Source organism: uncultured Duncaniella sp. (genome assembly GCF_910578445.1).
In the GTDB taxonomy this organism is placed as follows: domain Bacteria; phylum Bacteroidota; class Bacteroidia; order Bacteroidales; family Muribaculaceae; genus Duncaniella.
Window position 1 is genome coordinate 13,770 of record NZ_CAJTQC010000025.1, and the last position, 15,119, is coordinate 28,888.

Genomic DNA, 15,119 nt, shown 5'->3' on the forward strand with positions numbered 1-15,119 from the left:
GGACGCATGGGTAAATTATATATAGTGCCGACACCGGTCGGAAATATGGCCGACATGACTCCGCGCGCCGTCGAGGTGCTGAGGACATGTGACCGCATATATGCCGAGGACACGCGCACATCGGGCGTGTTGCTCCGCCATTTTGACATATCGACTCCATGTTCGAGCCATCACAAGTTCAACGAGCACACGACAGTGCGCCCGATAATCGAACAGCTCATGGGCGGCGAAAACGTGGCGCTGATATCCGATGCCGGCACTCCCGGCATCAGTGACCCCGGTTTCCTCCTGACACGTGAGTGTCGACGCGAGGGGATTGAAGTCGAGACCCTTCCCGGACCTACCGCATTTGTCCCGGCCCTTGTCAATTCGGGACTCCCGACCGACCGCTTCACATTCGAAGGTTTCCTGCCTCCGAAAAAGGGACGGCAGACGCGCATAGACAGAATCGCTGCCAGTGACTGCACCTCGATTGTCTACGAATCGCCGCTGCGCCTTGTCAAAACGCTCGAACAGTTTGCCGAGGCCTGTGGGCGCGACAGGGCTGCATCCGTGTCGCGTGAGATTTCAAAGCTCCACAACACGACAGTCAATGGCACTTTGGGAGAACTCGTGGAATATTTTGGACAAAACATTCCGCGAGGAGAAATTGTTATAGTGATAGGCGCTCAGGAAAGCGCCGGACCTAAGGTCCATAAAAACAAGTATAAAGACGCATAAAAATTCACACATCAACTACGAAATTTATGAAAAAGATCGCGACATTGGCAGTCATAGCAGCTGCAATCCTCTCTTCATGCAATGGAGGTAAACTCCGCGAAGCAGAAGCCCAGAACGAACAACTCAAAGGCGACCTTCGTGAGACACTCGCCACTCAGGACAGTCTTCTCGTGCTTGTAAATGATATTTCCGACGGCATGTCACAGATCAAGGATCTGGAAAAAATCATCGCCACTCCCGGTTCGCTCGGAGAGTCAGCCTCACGAAAGGAACAAATCAAGAACGACATGATCGCTATCCAGCAGGCGCTTCAGGAACGTCGTCAGCGTCTCGAAGAGCTGGAGAAGAAACTTGCGGCAGCCGGTGGCGAAAGCTCTACACTCAAGCGCACCGTCTCCAACCTAAAAGCCCAGATTGCAGAGCAGCAGACCGAAATCGCCACTCTGACCAATCAGCTTGCAAGCGCCAATATCAAGATTGAAGAGCTGAGCGCACAGGTGACAAGTCTTGACGCCGCCAACGATTCGCTCAACATCGGTCTTAATGCCGAACGCGAGCAGAAGCAGGCCGCTGAAGAGGCCGCTACTGCCGCCGACAAAGAGCTCAACACCATATATTATGCCATCGGTACAGGAAAGGAACTTAAGGAAAAGAAGATTCTTGAATCAGGTTTCCTCCGCAAGACCAAGGTTATGAAGGGTGATTTTGACAAGAATTACTTCACCACCGCCGACCGCCGTGAGCTGACTCAGATTCCGACTCACAGCAAGAAGGCAAAAATCATGACTTCCCAGCCCAAGGACTCGTATTCGATTGTTGACGAAAACGGTCAGAAGGTCATCAGAATTACCAATCCTGAAAAGTTCTGGCAGCTTTCAAACTTCCTTGTGATTGAAGTCGACTGATATTTTATGGCTCTCCTCAAAAACTCTCTCCAAACAAAACACACAGATTATATTACATTTTTTCATACTTGCATCGGGGGTTTCGGCTCCCGATTCTTTTCACTTTTAATTAATACCATTTCCAACAATGAACCAAGGATTATCAATCGTGACAATGCTTGCACTCGGCACGGCTTCTGCCGTTGCGGCTCAGAATGCCGATGCCGTATTTAAGACTTATCCCGCCTATGGTGGCGAAGACCTTGAACTGACAGTCAATGACAGTGGTACGCACTGGCGTCTGTGGTCGCCGGCGGCCGAGGGCGCACGCGTCATTATTTACCCTACGGGCGTCAACACCTCCGCAACCGATACGATTGCCATGACTCGTGGCGAAAGCGGGACGTGGGTGGCCAATGTCCCTGAAAAACTCTATGGCAAATTCTATACATTCTCGATTCTCGACAAGGGCAAATGGCTTGACGAGACTCCCGGTGTGTGGGCCAAGGCTGTAGGAGTCAACGGCAATCGTGCCGCCATTATTGATTTCGCTAAAACAAACCCTGAAGGGTGGAATCTTGACAAAGGTCCTGCAATCAAGCATATCAATGATGCTGTCATCTATGAGATGCACCACCGCGACTTTTCGGTACATCCATCGTCGGGCATCGCTGCCAAGGGCAAGTTTATTGCAATGACCGAGGAGGCCACCCGTTCGCCAAAGGGCGACAAAACAGGTATCGACCATCTGAAGGAACTCGGTGTGACACATGTCCATATCCTCCCGTCCTATGACTACAACAGTGTCGACGAAGCCAACCTCCCGGCTAATACCTATAACTGGGGCTATGATCCCCAGAACTACAATGCGCCTGAAGGCTCTTATTCTACCAATCCTTCAGATCCATCGACACGTGTCATGGAGATGAAAGAGATGGTCAAGGCGTTCCATGACAACGGTATCGGTGTGATAATGGACGTGGTCTATAACCATACGGCTGAAAACGACGGTTCGAACTTTTCGCTGACCGCTCCCGGCTACTATTACCGTCACCGTCAGGACGGAAGCTATAGCGACGCTTCCGGCTGTGGCAACGAGACAGCATCTGATCGCCAGCAGATGCGTGATTTCATAATCAATTCAGTGAAATACTGGGCTAAGGAATATCATATCGACGGATTCCGTTTCGACCTTATGGCTATCCATGACATCGAGACCATGAACGAGGTTGCAGCGGCTCTCAAGGAAATCAATCCCGACATTTTTGTCTATGGCGAAGGCTGGACCGCAGGCGATTCGCCACTGCCTGTCGAAAAGCGCGCACTTAAGGAAAATGTTGCAAAGATGCCGCAGATAGCAGTCTTCAGCGATGATATCCGCGACGCTATCAAGGGACATTATACCGATGCTTCCGACCGAGGGTTCGCCACCGGCAAGCCTGGCCTTGAAGAGACCGTGAAAATCGGTATCGTCGGGGCTACCGCACATCCGCAGGTCGACTATTCGAAGGGCAACAACTCGAAATTCCCTTATGCCTCAGCTCCGACACAGATTATAAATTATGTGTCGTGTCACGACGACCTCATGCTCACCGACAAGCTCCGCAAGTCGATGCCCGACGCAACCGACGCTGAACGTCAGCGTGCGGCTCGTCTTGCGCAGACAATCGTGCTGACTTCGCAGGGAACACCTTTCATTTTTGCCGGTGAAGAAATTTTCCGCGATAAGAAGGGAGTCCATAATTCCTACAAGTCGCCCGACTCCATCAATGCCATAGACTGGAATCTGAAGCATGACAATGCCGGCCAGTTCAACTACTACAAGGAGCTTATCAGACTTCGCAAAGAGCATCCGGCTTTCCGCATGACAACTGCCGAACAGGTGCAGAAATATCTGAAGTTTGACGATGTCAAAGAGCCTAACCTGATTTCATATTCATTGACCGGCAATGCCAACGGTGATGAATGGAAGGAAATCAAACTCGTGTTCAACGGGGCTGACGAGCCACGCGAAGTGAAAATTCCCAAAGGCAACTGGACCGTGATAGCCGAAGACGGCAATATCAATGCCGACGGACTCAGAGCTGCGAAAGGTGGCAAAATGACAGTCGCCCCGCGTTCAGCCTTGATTCTCGCCCTGACAAAGTAAGAGACTGTTTAAAAATAAACAATTTAAAAGCCTCTAAGGGAAACGGACTTTCTTAAACAACAAAACAACAGATTTTGCCTCCTAATCAACGGATACGACTCCTGATTAACAGGCTAAAATCTGTTGTTTTGTTGTTTATTGAACGTTGTGCAGTTCTAATTTTCATAAAACATGTGTGATTTTAAACTTTATGCTGTTGTTTATAGGGTATTTATGGAAAAGTCTGTAATTTTGCGGAATATTTTACAAAACGAAAAAACTCAAGGTAAGTGGAAAGTAAAAAGAAGCCAACGGCCATACTAAGAATGCACTGCCCCGATCAGCCGGGGATTATCGCGGTGATAACCGACTTCATCACCACAAACCGTGGCAATATAATATATCTCGACCAGTATGTGGACCGTGTCAACGGCATTTTCTACATGCGTGTCGAATGGGAACTGGAAAATTTTCTTATCCCGTCTGAAAAAATCAACGAATATTTCAACACACTTTATGCCAAGCGCTACGAGCTGACCTATCGTATCAGCTTCTCGAAACGCCGTCAGAAAATGGCCATATTCGTGAGCAAGATGTCACATTGTCTTTATGACATGCTTGCGCGCCACATGGCCGGGGAGTGGGATGTGGATATTCCGGTGATCATCAGCAATCATCCGGATCTTGCCATCGCAGGACGGCAGTTCAACATCCCCTTCGAGCACATACCTGTCAACCGCGAGAACAAGGCAGAGATGGAGCAGCGCGAATTTGAGATTCTTGACCGCTACGGGGTCGATTTCATCGTGCTTGCCCGCTATATGCAGGTTCTGTCCGAGGATTTCATCAACCGTTATCCAAACCGTATCATTAATATCCACCATTCGTTTCTTCCGGCCTTTGTCGGTGCAAAGCCCTATCATCAGGCCTACGAGCGCGGAGTCAAGCTCATAGGCGCGACAAGCCACTATGTGACAGCCGACCTTGATGCCGGTCCTATCATCGAGCAGGATGTGGTGAGAATCAGTCACAAGGATACAATCGACGAACTTGTGAAAAAGGGACGTGACCTTGAAAAAATAGTGTTGTCACGTGCTGTCGAGAAGCATATCCAGCGTAAGATTCTGACTTATGACAACAAAACAGTCGTTTTTAGTTGAACATTAGGCTCCTTTTAATGGTTTTCGCTTATGACAGCCCATGTATGATGTTAAAAATTCATCAGAATTCTATAGGATAAAAAAAAAATTATTTCTAATTTTGCATGTGAGTTATGCAGGGGGCTTATTGTTCCATACATGACTATATCCGATAGGAAAAATTGGCATTAAAAACGAATTTTTCAACCAGTTAACACGAAGCCCTTTTAGGGCGAACAACAAACTAAAACAGCAGAACATCAACCGTAAGACAGCCGCGAGGCATGCACTAATCAAATTTATCTCAACTCAAAATTTAAAATTATTCATGGACAGCAACGAAAAGAAAAGCAAGCGCCCGCGTATCGGAGTGCGCCCGGTGAGCTCAGACAGTGCCGAAAATCTCAAAAACGACTTCAACACACAGGAGGGAAACCATCAGTCTGATTCGCAGGAGCGTCATCAGGGATCTTATAACTCCTATGGTAACAACCGTCCCTATCAGCCCAGACCATACAACAATAACCGTCAGGGAGGATATGGCAACAACCGTTACAACAACAATCAGGGAGGCTATAACCGTTACAACAACAATAACAACCGTTACAACAACTACCAGCCACGCCCAATGGCCAACCCTCAGCTTGAAGGTGAGCCTCAGAGCGCTGCCGAAGGTAGTGTGACAAACACTGCCGATGGTGAGAATGCGGGCGGCTATCAGCCCCGTCCTCAGTATAACCGCTACAATCAGGGCGGTTACAACAATAACGGTAATCATTATAACAACAACCGTCAGGGCGGTTATAACAACAACCGTCAGGGTGGCTACAACAACAACCGTCAGGGCGGTTACAACAACAACCGTCAGCAGGGCGGCTACAACAACAACCGTCCTCAGGGTGGCTACAACAACAACCGCCAGCAGGGCGGCTACAACAACAACCGTCCTCAGGGTGGCTACAACAACAACCGCCAGCAGGGTGGCTATAACAACAACCGTCCTCAGGGTGGCTATAACAACAACCGTCAGGGCGGCTACAACAACAACCGCCAGCAGGGCTTCAAGAAACCCAACACCCGTCAGAATCAGTATGGCATGCCTCAGGGTGGCCGCAGCTTCACTCCGCGTCCACGCCGCATAGAGTATGAAGTGCCTGTTCCCGATCCAAACGAGCAGATTCGTCTCAACAAGTTCATGGCCAACGCAGGTCTTTGCTCGCGCCGCGAAGCTGACGAATACATTCAGCAGGGTCTCATCAAGGTCAACGGAGAGGTCGTGACCGAACTCGGAACAAAGATTTCACACAACGATGTTGTTGAATACAACGACAAGGTTGTGACTCTCGAAAGCAAGTGCTACATCCTTCTTAACAAACCGAAGGACTGTGTGACCACAAGCGATGATCCCAATGGCCGTCTCACTGTCATGGATCTCGTGAAGGGTGCTTGCGAAGAGCGCATCTATCCCGTCGGCCGTCTTGACCGCAACACCACCGGTGTGCTCCTTCTCACAAACGACGGTGACCTCGCATCGAAGCTTACTCATCCGAAATTCGTGAAGAAAAAAATCTATCACGTATGGACTGACAAGGATATCGCCGAGGAAGACATGCAGCGCATCGCCGACGGCATCGAGCTTGAGGATGGTCCTATCCACGCCGACGCAATTTCTTATGCCACCGAGACTGACCGCAATCAGGCCGGCATCGAAATTCACTCCGGACGTAACCGCATCGTGCGCCGTATCTTCGAAAGCCTCGGTTATCATGTGACCAAGCTTGACCGTGTCTACTTCGCAGGTCTTACCAAGAAGAATCTTCCCCGCGGACGCTGGCGCTATCTCACTCAGGAAGAAGTCAACTTCCTTAAAATGGGTTCATTCGAATAAAATTTAAATTAGAATACACTTGCAAATGAAAAGGACTAAAGTAGTCGATCTTCTCAAAGACGCTGCCCTTATCGGCACTGAGGTTTTGGCCAAAGGCTGGGTGCGTACCCGCCGTGGAAACAAACACGTGCAGTTCGTGCAGCTCAACGACGGTTCGACCATTAAGAATATACAGATTGTGTTTGACATGGCCAAGTTTACCGATGAGGAACTCAAGCCTGTCACCACCGGTTCAAGCATTTGTGTCAAAGGTCTTCTCGTAGAGTCGCAGGGCAAAGGCCAGACATGTGAGATTCAGGCTGAGTCGCTTGAGGTCTACGGCACTGCCGATGTGGAATCATATCCTCTTCAGAAGAAGGGCCACACTCTTGAATTCCTTCGCGAAATCGCACATCTCCGTCCCCGCACAAACACATTCGGGGCTGTGCTCCGTGTGCGCAGCACACTCGCTTTTGCCATCCATAAGTTCTTCAACGAACGCGGATTCCAGTATCTCCACACTCCTCTCATCACTGCAAGTGACTGCGAGGGTGCGGGAGCTATGTTTCAGGTCACCACTCTTGACCTGAACAATCTTCCCAAGGATGAGGAAGGCAAGGTTGACTATTCGCAGGATTTCTTCGGAAAGCCTACAGCTCTGACCGTATCAGGTCAGCTCGAAGGCGAGCTTGGTGCTACAGCCCTCGGACAGATCTATACCTTCGGTCCGACTTTCCGTGCCGAGAACTCCAACACACCCCGCCACCTCTCGGAATTCTGGATGATAGAGCCTGAAATGGCTTTCTATGACATCACCGATAATATGGACCTCGCCGAAGAGTTCGTGAAATATTGTATCAACTACGCTCTCGAACATTCGCTTGACGACATCACATTCCTTCAGGATATGTATGACAAGGATCTGATTGAACGTCTGAAATTCGTTGTAAACAACGATTTCGTTCGTCTTTCATATGGCGAAGGTGTCAAAATCCTTGAAGAGTCGGGCAAGAAGTTCGAATTCCCGGTTCATTGGGGAACTGACCTTCAGAGCGAGCACGAACGCTATCTCGTCGAGGAGCATTTCAAGAAGCCTGTCATTCTGACCGACTATCCCAAGGAAATCAAGGCGTTCTACATGAAGCAGAACGAGGATGGCAAGACTGTCCGCGCAATGGACGTGCTTTTCCCGCACATCGGTGAAATCATCGGTGGTTCGGAACGAGAGGAAAGCTACGACAAGCTTCTCGCGCGTATCGACGAACTTGGTATCCCGATGAAGGATATGTGGTGGTATCTCGACACCCGCCGTTTCGGCACAGTTCCTCACTCCGGCTTCGGTCTCGGTTTCGAGCGTCTTGTGCTCTTCGTGACCGGCATGACTAATATCCGCGACGTGATTCCTTTCCCCCGTACTCCGGGCAAAGCTGAATTCTAAAAGTCCTTATCGATTATCAGATAATAAAAAACGTATCACCGGGCCTTGTTGCTCAGGTGATACGTTTTTTATTTTAATTGATTGTAAAACGGCGTTATATTGTGGTTTTACCGGTTGCCTCAGTTGAGTTGAAGTTTTTTTCAGCTTCCTGAAGATCCTTCATCTGACGTTTGATTTCGCCTTTGCGTTCAGATGCTCGTCCGATAAGCATGAAAATACCACCGACTAAAATCAGGCCGCAGAATGTCAGTGCCGTCACCCATGATGCGAATGCCATGACACCTGCAAGCATGGTTATAAGATAACCGATCACAACTCCCATCAGGAGTATAAAACCAATCCAGAATAGACCTTTGCCAAACGATTTCATAATACAAAATAGTTAATATGTGAGTTTCATAAAATTTCCTTTACTATATAAAGGATTGCACTGTGAAAAAGTTTTGCAGTGAGGCGTTTTTGTTGTCTGGTCTTCTCGGAGCTTATCTGTGATAAGGATTAAAATTTCAGTCAAACACCTTGTCCCAGTCTTTCCACACGGCTTCATATCCCAGACGGCGGATGTCGGCTGCCACAGCCTGAGGCGAACGTGGGTCGGAGACTTCGAACTGTTCGAGGGCGTCGGGGGTCGAGACATAGCCCCCCGGTTCGGTCTTGCTGCCTGCGCTCATGGATGTCACTCCGAGTTTCATCATGTTTGCGCGGAATTCCGGGTCTTCGCGTGTCGAATAGGAGATGTCGACATCGTGGTCAAACAGGCGGAATGCGAATGTCACCTGTGCCAGTTCGCGGTCGCTCATCACCACTTTGGGCTGGTAGCCACCCTCGGCCGGACACATGCGCGGAAAGTTGACGCTGTAGCGGGTGCGCCAGTAATTTTTGCGCAGATATTGCAGGTGGCGAGCCATCATCGCCAGATCCGTGCGCCAGTCTTCCAGTCCGATGAGCACACCCATGCCGATTTTGTGGACTCCTGCCTGACCCATGCGGTCGAAACCGTTGACGCGCCATTCGAAAATCGACTTCATCCCTTTGGGATGATATTTCTTATAGTTGGCGGCATTGTAGGTTTCCTGAAAGCACACCACTCCGTTCAGTCCGCTTTCGACCAGACGTGCGTAGCTTTCGCTCTTCATCGGCATCACTTCGATGGTGAGATTGTTGAAGTATGGACGGCACACACGTAGCACCTGTTCGAGATAGTCGACACCGTTGAGCGCCGGAAATTCGCCTGATACAATCAGAAGGTTCTCGAACGGTCCGAGTTTACGGATGGCTTCGCATTCGGCTTTCACCTGCTCCAAGGTGAGGGTCACGCGTGAGAGTGGATTGTTGTGGTTGAAACCGCAGTAGACGCAGTGGTTGGTGCAGGCGTTGGAGACATACATCGGGATATACATCGAGATTGTCTTGCCGAAACGCTCGAGTGTGTGACGGTGGCTAAGTTGTGCCATCTCCTCGAGAAACGGCTCTGCAGCCGGAGAGATGAGCGCCATGAAGTCCTCCACGCTGAGATGTTCCTTGCGGAGTGCCATGCGGACATGGGCGGCTGTTCGCGACTCAATGAAACGCGTTGTCTCGTCCCAGTCATATTTCTTTAATTCGTCAGAAAACATAATCTTGACTTTTCGTAATCATGGATTCATTTATAGCGGACAGAGAGATGTCCGCTATAAATGAACTGTAGGATTGGTTTAGTTCTTGGCGCAGTCGTCGACGAGCTGCTGGGTGATGCGCATAGCACAGAAGTTAGGACCGCACATGGTGCAGAAATGATCATCGTCGACCTTATGGCTCTCGACATAATACTGCTTTGCGCGTGCGGGGTCGAGCGACAGGTTGAACTGGTCCTTCCAGCGGAATTCGAAACGAGCTTTGCTCATTGCATCGTCGCGGAGCTGTGCGCCGGGGTGGCCTTTTGCTATGTCGGCAGCGTGGGCTGCTATTTTATATGTGATTACGCCGTTGCGCACATCTTCGAGGTTAGGCAGCGCGAGGTGTTCTTTGGGAGTTACGTAGCATATCATTGCTGTTCCCATCCATGCTATCTGTGCAGCTCCGATGGCCGACGTGATGTGGTCGTAGCCGGGTGCGATGTCGGTTGTGAGCGGGCCGAGGGTATAGAACGGAGCTTCGTGACATTTGTCAATCTGGCGCTCCATGTTTTCGCGGATTTTGTGCATGGGGACATGGCCCGGACCTTCGATGAGCACCTGCACATTGTGTCGCCACGCGATTTCTGTGAGCTCTCCGAGGACATCGAGTTCAAGGAACTGCGAGCGGTCATTGGCATCGTGGATTGAACCCGGGCGCAGTCCGTCGCCAAGCGACACGGCCACGTCGTAGCGCGCGAGAATCTCGCATATTTCATCGAAGTGGGTATAGAGGAAGTTTTCCTGATCGTGGATGACTGCCCATCGCGTCATGATTGAGCCTCCGCGCGACACGATTCCAGTCAGTCGTTCCTGAACCATGTCGGCATGGGCGCGCAGAGCGCCTGCATGGATAGTGAAATAGTCGACACCCTGCTCGGCCTGCTCGATGAGGGTGTCGCGATAGATTTCCCAAGTGAGGTCTTCTACCTTGCCGTTGACTTTTTCGAGAGCCTGATAGACGGGGACTGTGCCGACGGGGACAGGGCAGTTGCGGATGATCCATTCGCGAGTCTCGTGGATGTTGTCGCCTGTCGAGAGGTCCATGAGTGTGTCACCGCCCCAGTAGCAGCTCCACACAGCCTTGCTTACCTCCTCCTCGATGCCCGACGAAAGGGCTGAGTTGCCGATGTTGGTGTTGAGTTTCACGAGGAAGTTCCTGCCGATAATCATCGGCTCGGCCTCCGGGTGATTGATGTTGGCCGGGATTACGGCGCGTCCGGCTGCAACCTCGTCGCGCACGAATTCGGGAGTGATATGGCTCTTGATGCCAAGCGCCTCGGCGTTGTTGTTCTCACGTATGGCCACATATTCCATCTCGGGTGTGATTACGCCCTGACGTGCAAGTGCCATCTGTGTTATTTCGCGGCCTTCGGCTGCACGGCGTGGCGCATAGCGGTGGGCAAAGCGGATGTTGTCGAGTGTGTGGTCGGCCTCACGCATGCGTCCGTAATCAGAGGTGATGTGGGGGAGCTGTTCGAGGTCCTCGCGACGCGCTATCCATTCTTCGCGCAACCGTGGTAGTCCGGCGTTGATATCGACGCTGACATCAGGGTCGGTGTACACGCCACTTGTGTCATAGACATAGACAGGCTCATTTTTGCGTGTCATTTTTTCTCCGTTGACAATTTTTACGGTAGGGGTGAGGTTGACACGTCGCATAGCTACGCGTATCGGGTGCAGCTTGCCTTCGATATATACTTTCTCAGAACCCGGATAAGAGTTCACATCGATATTTTCAATTTTCATACTGGTTTCCGATGGATGAGGTTGTGATGGAATGGATATGTTTTTATAGATTCAGGAATTCAGTGAGCGGGCTGGTGGCCGAGGCCGAATCGGATACCGTGCCGAGTCCTGCGAGATATGCGCGTCGGCCGGCCTCGACAGCCAGACGGAATGCCACGGCCATCTCTACCGGGTCGCCTGCAACGGCTATGGCTGTGTTGACGAGCACAGCGTCAGCTCCCATTTCCATTGCGTCTGCTGCATGGGATGGAGCTCCGAGTCCGGCATCAATCACGACCGGGACACGGCTCTCGCGGATGATGATTTCAAGGAAATCGCGTGTCTTGAGTCCCTTGTTAGTACCGATAGGTGCTCCGAGGGGCATAACAGCCGCAGTGCCGGCTTCTTCGAGGCGCTTGCACAACACAGGGTCGGCCTGAATGTAGGGGAGCACTTTGAATCCCTGTTTGGCGAGTATCTCAGTCGCTTTGAGAGTCTCTACAGGGTCGGGGAGGAGATACTTCGGATCGGGATGTATTTCAAGTTTTATGAAATCTGTGCCGAAGCAGTCGCGAGCAAGGTTTGCGGCGAGGACGGCTTCGTCGGCGGTGCGCACACCGGAGGTGTTGGGGAGAAACTGCACATGGTCGCGGTTGATGTGGCGAAGCATATCGTCGTCTTCCTCATGCTCCATGTCAATGCGTTTCATGGCAACTGTAATCATCTGGGATTCAGAAGCGAGGATTGATTCAAGCATGAGCTTGTTGGAGGAAAATTTGCCTGTTCCGACAAACAAACGGGATGTAAAATCCTTTCCCCCTATGGTCAGAATATCGTTCATAGGTGGTTACTATATATTGTTATTTTGATTTTTCAGAAGTTTATCGCGTCTTAGCGTTTGCGGTATTTCGCGGCTGCTTCGTGGATTTTTTCAAGCACCTGCCGTGTATAGGCTACAGGATCCGGTGCATTGATTATCGCGCCACTCATCGCTATGCCGTTGACACCCGTCTGCATGATTGCGTCGATATCGTCGATAGTGATTCCTCCGATTGCCACGATAGGGAGCAATATGTCCTCTGCACGCACTTCATTGACTATGGCCGCATATCCGTCGAGGCCTATGACGGGCGATAGTTTTTCTTTTGTTGTCGTATAGCGGAACGGACCGAGCCCTACATAGTCGACATCCCATCCTTTGAATGCCTTTATATCGGCAGCAGTGTTGGCAGTGCATCCGATGATGGCCTCCGCTCCCATTGTTTCGCGTGCGAGCAGCGGGTTCATGTCGTTTTTGCCGAGATGTACGCCGTGGACCGACATCTCCATCGCCAGCTCGACGCGGTCGTCGAACACGAGGAAGGCTTCGTTTTCCTGACAAAGCGGTATGATTTCGAGGGCCGTCTGGCGGAATTCTTCGTCACTTGCGTCTTTCAGGCGAAGCTGAATCCACTTACAGCCGCCTTCAAGTGCCATCTGCACTTCTTCGGCTATCGAGTATCTGTCTGATGGATGGGTTATGAACTGTAGCATATTTTTTATTGTTTAGAAATCTTTGATGAAATCAGTCATTTCGCTGACGTTTTCTCCCCAAGGCAGAGCGCCGAGCATCGCAAAGCCTGTGAAATTGTAACGCCTGAGGAAGCTGATGCGTTCGGGGTTGACTCCTCCGAGTGCGATGACTTTAGTTGGCGCGCCGGTCAGGCGCGAGAGTTCTTCATGGGTGTATGCCGCCGTGTAGCCTGATTTGGAGATGCTGTCGAATATGGGACTGAGGGTCACATAGTCCATTGCCCGGCAGTCCATTACTTCGTCGATTGAATGGCACGACCGGCTTAGTCCTCCCTTGTAGTCTTTTGGTGCGGCAGGACAGCGACGGTTGAGATGCAGACCCCCGAGACAGTAGTGGCCGATGAGGTCGAAGTGGTCGTGGACCACAAGCCGAGGGTGCATCTGCCGTGGTATCGACTCGATGAGCCGTCGCATGTCGGAGAGCGATGCCGATGGATGGCGCAGGTGTACTCTGTCCCATCCGTTGGCGATGAGGGCGCTGACCATCAGAGCCTCGTTTCTCTCGTCGATGTTTTCAGGGGTTATTGCGATTTTCAACATGTTCAGCGGTCCGTCGGTTACAGGTCTACCCTCCGTAGAAGGCCTTGATGATGACAATGTTGTCGCCTTCCGAGAGTTTCTTTGAGGCCCGCAGCAAGGCTGGGACTACCGCGCCGTTGAGCGCAGTGGCTATTCCCTGAGGCTTTATATCTTTTGCGTCGAGAGCGTCCTGAAGTGTAGAGCCTTCCGGAAGTTCGAGCGTAACTTCATTGATTGTTATTTTCATCGTCGGTTGGGATTGAAATTTTTTAGTCTGCGCGGAGAGAAGAAATGGTTGACAGGTCCGTGGCCTTTTCCGGTAGTGACCCAAGAACCTTCCTCGAGTGCATGGGTGACATAGAGCTTACCGAGTCTCACCGCATCGGCAAGGCTGTTGCCGACGGCGAGATATGATGCGATGGCCGATGAGAGTGTGCAGCCCGTTCCGTGGGTATTTTTTGTGTCGACGGCATCGGCCCGCAGTTCAAGAGTTTCCTCTCGTTCACCGAGGTAAAGATAGTCGATCTTGAAATCATTATTTTCGCTGTCGCCACCTTTTATAAGGATGTTGCGGCATCCCATTTCACGTAGTCGGTCAATCTGTCGTTTTAAATCTGTCTCGCCTGTCAGTGCCCTTGCTTCAGCCAGATTGGGTGTGACGAGAGTGCTCAGCGGAAATATTTTTTTCACAAGCACGTTGACAGCGTCTTCTTCAAGCAACACAGAGCCGGAGGTGGATACCATCACAGGGTCTACGATGATGTTGTCGGGATTGTAGCGACTGAGGCATGTGGCCACGGCATCGGCCACTTCCGCATTGCATAGCATTCCGATTTTTACGGCAAGCGGAGGAATGTCGGTCATCACCATTTCAATCTGGTCGGTGACGACAGCCGGGCTGACTGGCATTATTGAACGTACGCCTGTGGTGTTTTGTGCTGTTATGGAGGTGATTGCCGACATTGCATAGCAACCTATGGCCGACATTGTCTTTATGTCGGCCTGTATGCCTGCGCCGCCCGATGAATCCGAACCGGCGATGGTGAGTACTGGATAATAGGTTCTCATCGCTTACTCTGGTTTAATTCAACGCATAATTCATATATAGGCTGCGCGTCGGTTCGCATCAGCACTGCGTTGCATGAATTATGCAATGAGGTTAATGTCCTGAAAAAAATGACAAAGCGATGTGTGTGGTGAAATGAAGTCCTCTTTGTCGGGCTGTCACAAACCGATTTCGGGTTTACAACGGCTGTCGGGCCTGTGTGACAGTGACTGTTGCGCTGTGTGTGAGGACGAGTGCAATCCCTTCGGCGGTACTAACCGCATCAGGTTCAGAGGGTATCATCTCAGCGAATCAACAAATGACCCGCACCCCTTTGTCACCGCAAAGTTAAGTTTTTATATTTGAATAAGCAAATAGGTAGTGGTTGAAAAGTTTTATCGGACACAACATTCATTCTCTTTATTAT

14 protein-coding genes and 1 riboswitch are annotated in these 15,119 nt (G+C 50.8%); of the genes, 6 read left to right on the plus strand and 8 right to left on the minus strand.

Features of this window, described 5'->3' with window-relative positions; all coding sequences use genetic code 11:
* Positions 1-6: 6 nt before the first annotated feature.
* From rsmI to asnS, 6 genes are all read left to right on the plus strand, one after another.
* Positions 7-720 carry a 16S rRNA (cytidine(1402)-2'-O)-methyltransferase gene (rsmI, locus tag QZ311_RS09910; protein WP_297067212.1) on the plus strand — a complete coding sequence of 238 codons (714 nt, stop codon included), beginning with the start codon at positions 7-9 and terminating at the stop codon, positions 718-720.
* A 26-nt stretch (positions 721-746) separates the two neighbouring features.
* Positions 747-1,625: a hypothetical protein gene (locus QZ311_RS09915; protein WP_297067215.1), complete on the plus strand. Its 879-nt coding sequence runs from the start codon at positions 747-749 to the stop codon at positions 1,623-1,625.
* A 127-nt stretch (positions 1,626-1,752) separates the two neighbouring features.
* A complete protein-coding gene (gene pulA, locus QZ311_RS09920) occupies positions 1,753-3,753 on the plus strand; it encodes a type I pullulanase (protein ID WP_297067217.1) in 2,001 nt (666 codons plus the stop codon).
* A 269-nt stretch (positions 3,754-4,022) separates the two neighbouring features.
* The gene (gene purU, locus QZ311_RS09925; RefSeq protein ID WP_297067219.1) at positions 4,023-4,892 is read left to right on the plus strand and encodes a formyltetrahydrofolate deformylase; all 870 of its coding nucleotides are present in this window, start codon (positions 4,023-4,025) and stop codon (positions 4,890-4,892) included.
* 307 nt (positions 4,893-5,199) lie between these two features.
* Positions 5,200-6,759, plus strand: a complete 1,560-nt coding sequence (locus tag QZ311_RS09930; RefSeq protein ID WP_297067221.1) for a pseudouridine synthase — start codon at positions 5,200-5,202, stop codon at positions 6,757-6,759.
* Between the two features lie 25 nt (positions 6,760-6,784).
* Positions 6,785-8,176 carry an asparagine--tRNA ligase gene (gene asnS, locus QZ311_RS09935; RefSeq protein WP_297067223.1) on the plus strand — a complete coding sequence of 464 codons (1,392 nt, stop codon included), beginning with the start codon at positions 6,785-6,787 and terminating at the stop codon, positions 8,174-8,176.
* Between the two features lie 94 nt (positions 8,177-8,270).
* Here the strand turns inward: asnS and QZ311_RS09940 are convergent, their stop codons facing one another.
* The 8 genes from QZ311_RS09940 to thiD form a co-directional block, all read right to left on the minus strand.
* Complete coding sequence (locus QZ311_RS09940) at positions 8,271-8,546, minus strand: hypothetical protein (RefSeq protein ID WP_297067225.1); 276 nt, start codon at positions 8,544-8,546, stop codon at positions 8,271-8,273.
* 136 nt (positions 8,547-8,682) lie between these two features.
* A complete protein-coding gene (gene thiH, locus QZ311_RS09945) occupies positions 8,683-9,792 on the minus strand; it encodes a 2-iminoacetate synthase ThiH (protein WP_297067227.1) in 1,110 nt (369 codons plus the stop codon).
* A 78-nt stretch (positions 9,793-9,870) separates the two neighbouring features.
* The gene (gene thiC / locus QZ311_RS09950; protein WP_297067230.1) at positions 9,871-11,577 is read right to left on the minus strand and encodes a phosphomethylpyrimidine synthase ThiC; all 1,707 of its coding nucleotides are present in this window, start codon (positions 11,575-11,577) and stop codon (positions 9,871-9,873) included.
* Positions 11,578-11,620: 43 nt separating this feature from the next.
* Complete coding sequence (locus QZ311_RS09955) at positions 11,621-12,397, minus strand: thiazole synthase (RefSeq protein WP_297067232.1); 777 nt, start codon at positions 12,395-12,397, stop codon at positions 11,621-11,623.
* Positions 12,398-12,447: 50 nt separating this feature from the next.
* Positions 12,448-13,089 (minus strand): thiamine phosphate synthase, encoded by a 642-nt coding sequence (locus tag QZ311_RS09960; protein ID WP_297067233.1) that lies wholly within the window; start codon positions 13,087-13,089, stop codon positions 12,448-12,450.
* Between the two features lie 12 nt (positions 13,090-13,101).
* Entirely contained in the window at positions 13,102-13,668 is a 567-nt protein-coding gene (locus QZ311_RS09965; RefSeq protein WP_297067235.1) for a thiamine phosphate synthase, read from the minus strand.
* 25 nt (positions 13,669-13,693) lie between these two features.
* Positions 13,694-13,894, minus strand: coding sequence for a sulfur carrier protein ThiS (thiS, locus tag QZ311_RS09970; protein ID WP_297067237.1), 201 nt, complete (start codon positions 13,892-13,894; stop codon positions 13,694-13,696).
* On the minus strand, positions 13,891-14,715 hold the full coding sequence (gene thiD / locus QZ311_RS09975; RefSeq protein ID WP_297067239.1) for a bifunctional hydroxymethylpyrimidine kinase/phosphomethylpyrimidine kinase: 825 nt from the start codon (positions 14,713-14,715) through the stop codon (positions 13,891-13,893). The genes thiS and thiD overlap by 4 nt, the downstream gene beginning before the upstream one ends.
* 220 nt (positions 14,716-14,935) lie before the next feature.
* Positions 14,936-15,036: riboswitch (TPP riboswitch) on the minus strand.
* Positions 15,037-15,119 lie beyond the last annotated feature (83 nt).

Bases quoted from the DNA above. Each gene is read 5' to 3' on its own strand.
- QZ311_RS09965 (WP_297067235.1), bottom strand. From the start codon at position 13,668: ATGTTGAAAATCGCAATAACCCCTGAAAACATCGACGAGAGAAACGAG.
- thiS (WP_297067237.1), bottom strand. From the start codon at position 13,894: ATGAAAATAACAATCAATGAAGTTACGCTCGAACTTCCGGAAGGCTCT.
- QZ311_RS09915 (WP_297067215.1), top strand. From the start codon at position 747: ATGAAAAAGATCGCGACATTGGCAGTCATAGCAGCTGCAATCCTCTCT.
- QZ311_RS09930 (WP_297067221.1), top strand. From the start codon at position 5,200: ATGGACAGCAACGAAAAGAAAAGCAAGCGCCCGCGTATCGGAGTGCGC.
- thiD (WP_297067239.1), bottom strand. From the start codon at position 14,715: ATGAGAACCTATTATCCAGTACTCACCATCGCCGGTTCGGATTCATCG.
- thiH (WP_297067227.1), bottom strand. From the start codon at position 9,792: ATGTTTTCTGACGAATTAAAGAAATATGACTGGGACGAGACAACGCGT.
- QZ311_RS09955 (WP_297067232.1), bottom strand. From the start codon at position 12,397: ATGAACGATATTCTGACCATAGGGGGAAAGGATTTTACATCCCGTTTG.
- rsmI (WP_297067212.1), top strand. From the start codon at position 7: ATGGGTAAATTATATATAGTGCCGACACCGGTCGGAAATATGGCCGAC.
- asnS (WP_297067223.1), top strand. From the start codon at position 6,785: ATGAAAAGGACTAAAGTAGTCGATCTTCTCAAAGACGCTGCCCTTATC.
- QZ311_RS09960 (WP_297067233.1), bottom strand. From the start codon at position 13,089: ATGCTACAGTTCATAACCCATCCATCAGACAGATACTCGATAGCCGAA.
- QZ311_RS09940 (WP_297067225.1), bottom strand. From the start codon at position 8,546: ATGAAATCGTTTGGCAAAGGTCTATTCTGGATTGGTTTTATACTCCTG.
- thiC (WP_297067230.1), bottom strand. From the start codon at position 11,577: ATGAAAATTGAAAATATCGATGTGAACTCTTATCCGGGTTCTGAGAAA.
- pulA (WP_297067217.1), top strand. From the start codon at position 1,753: ATGAACCAAGGATTATCAATCGTGACAATGCTTGCACTCGGCACGGCT.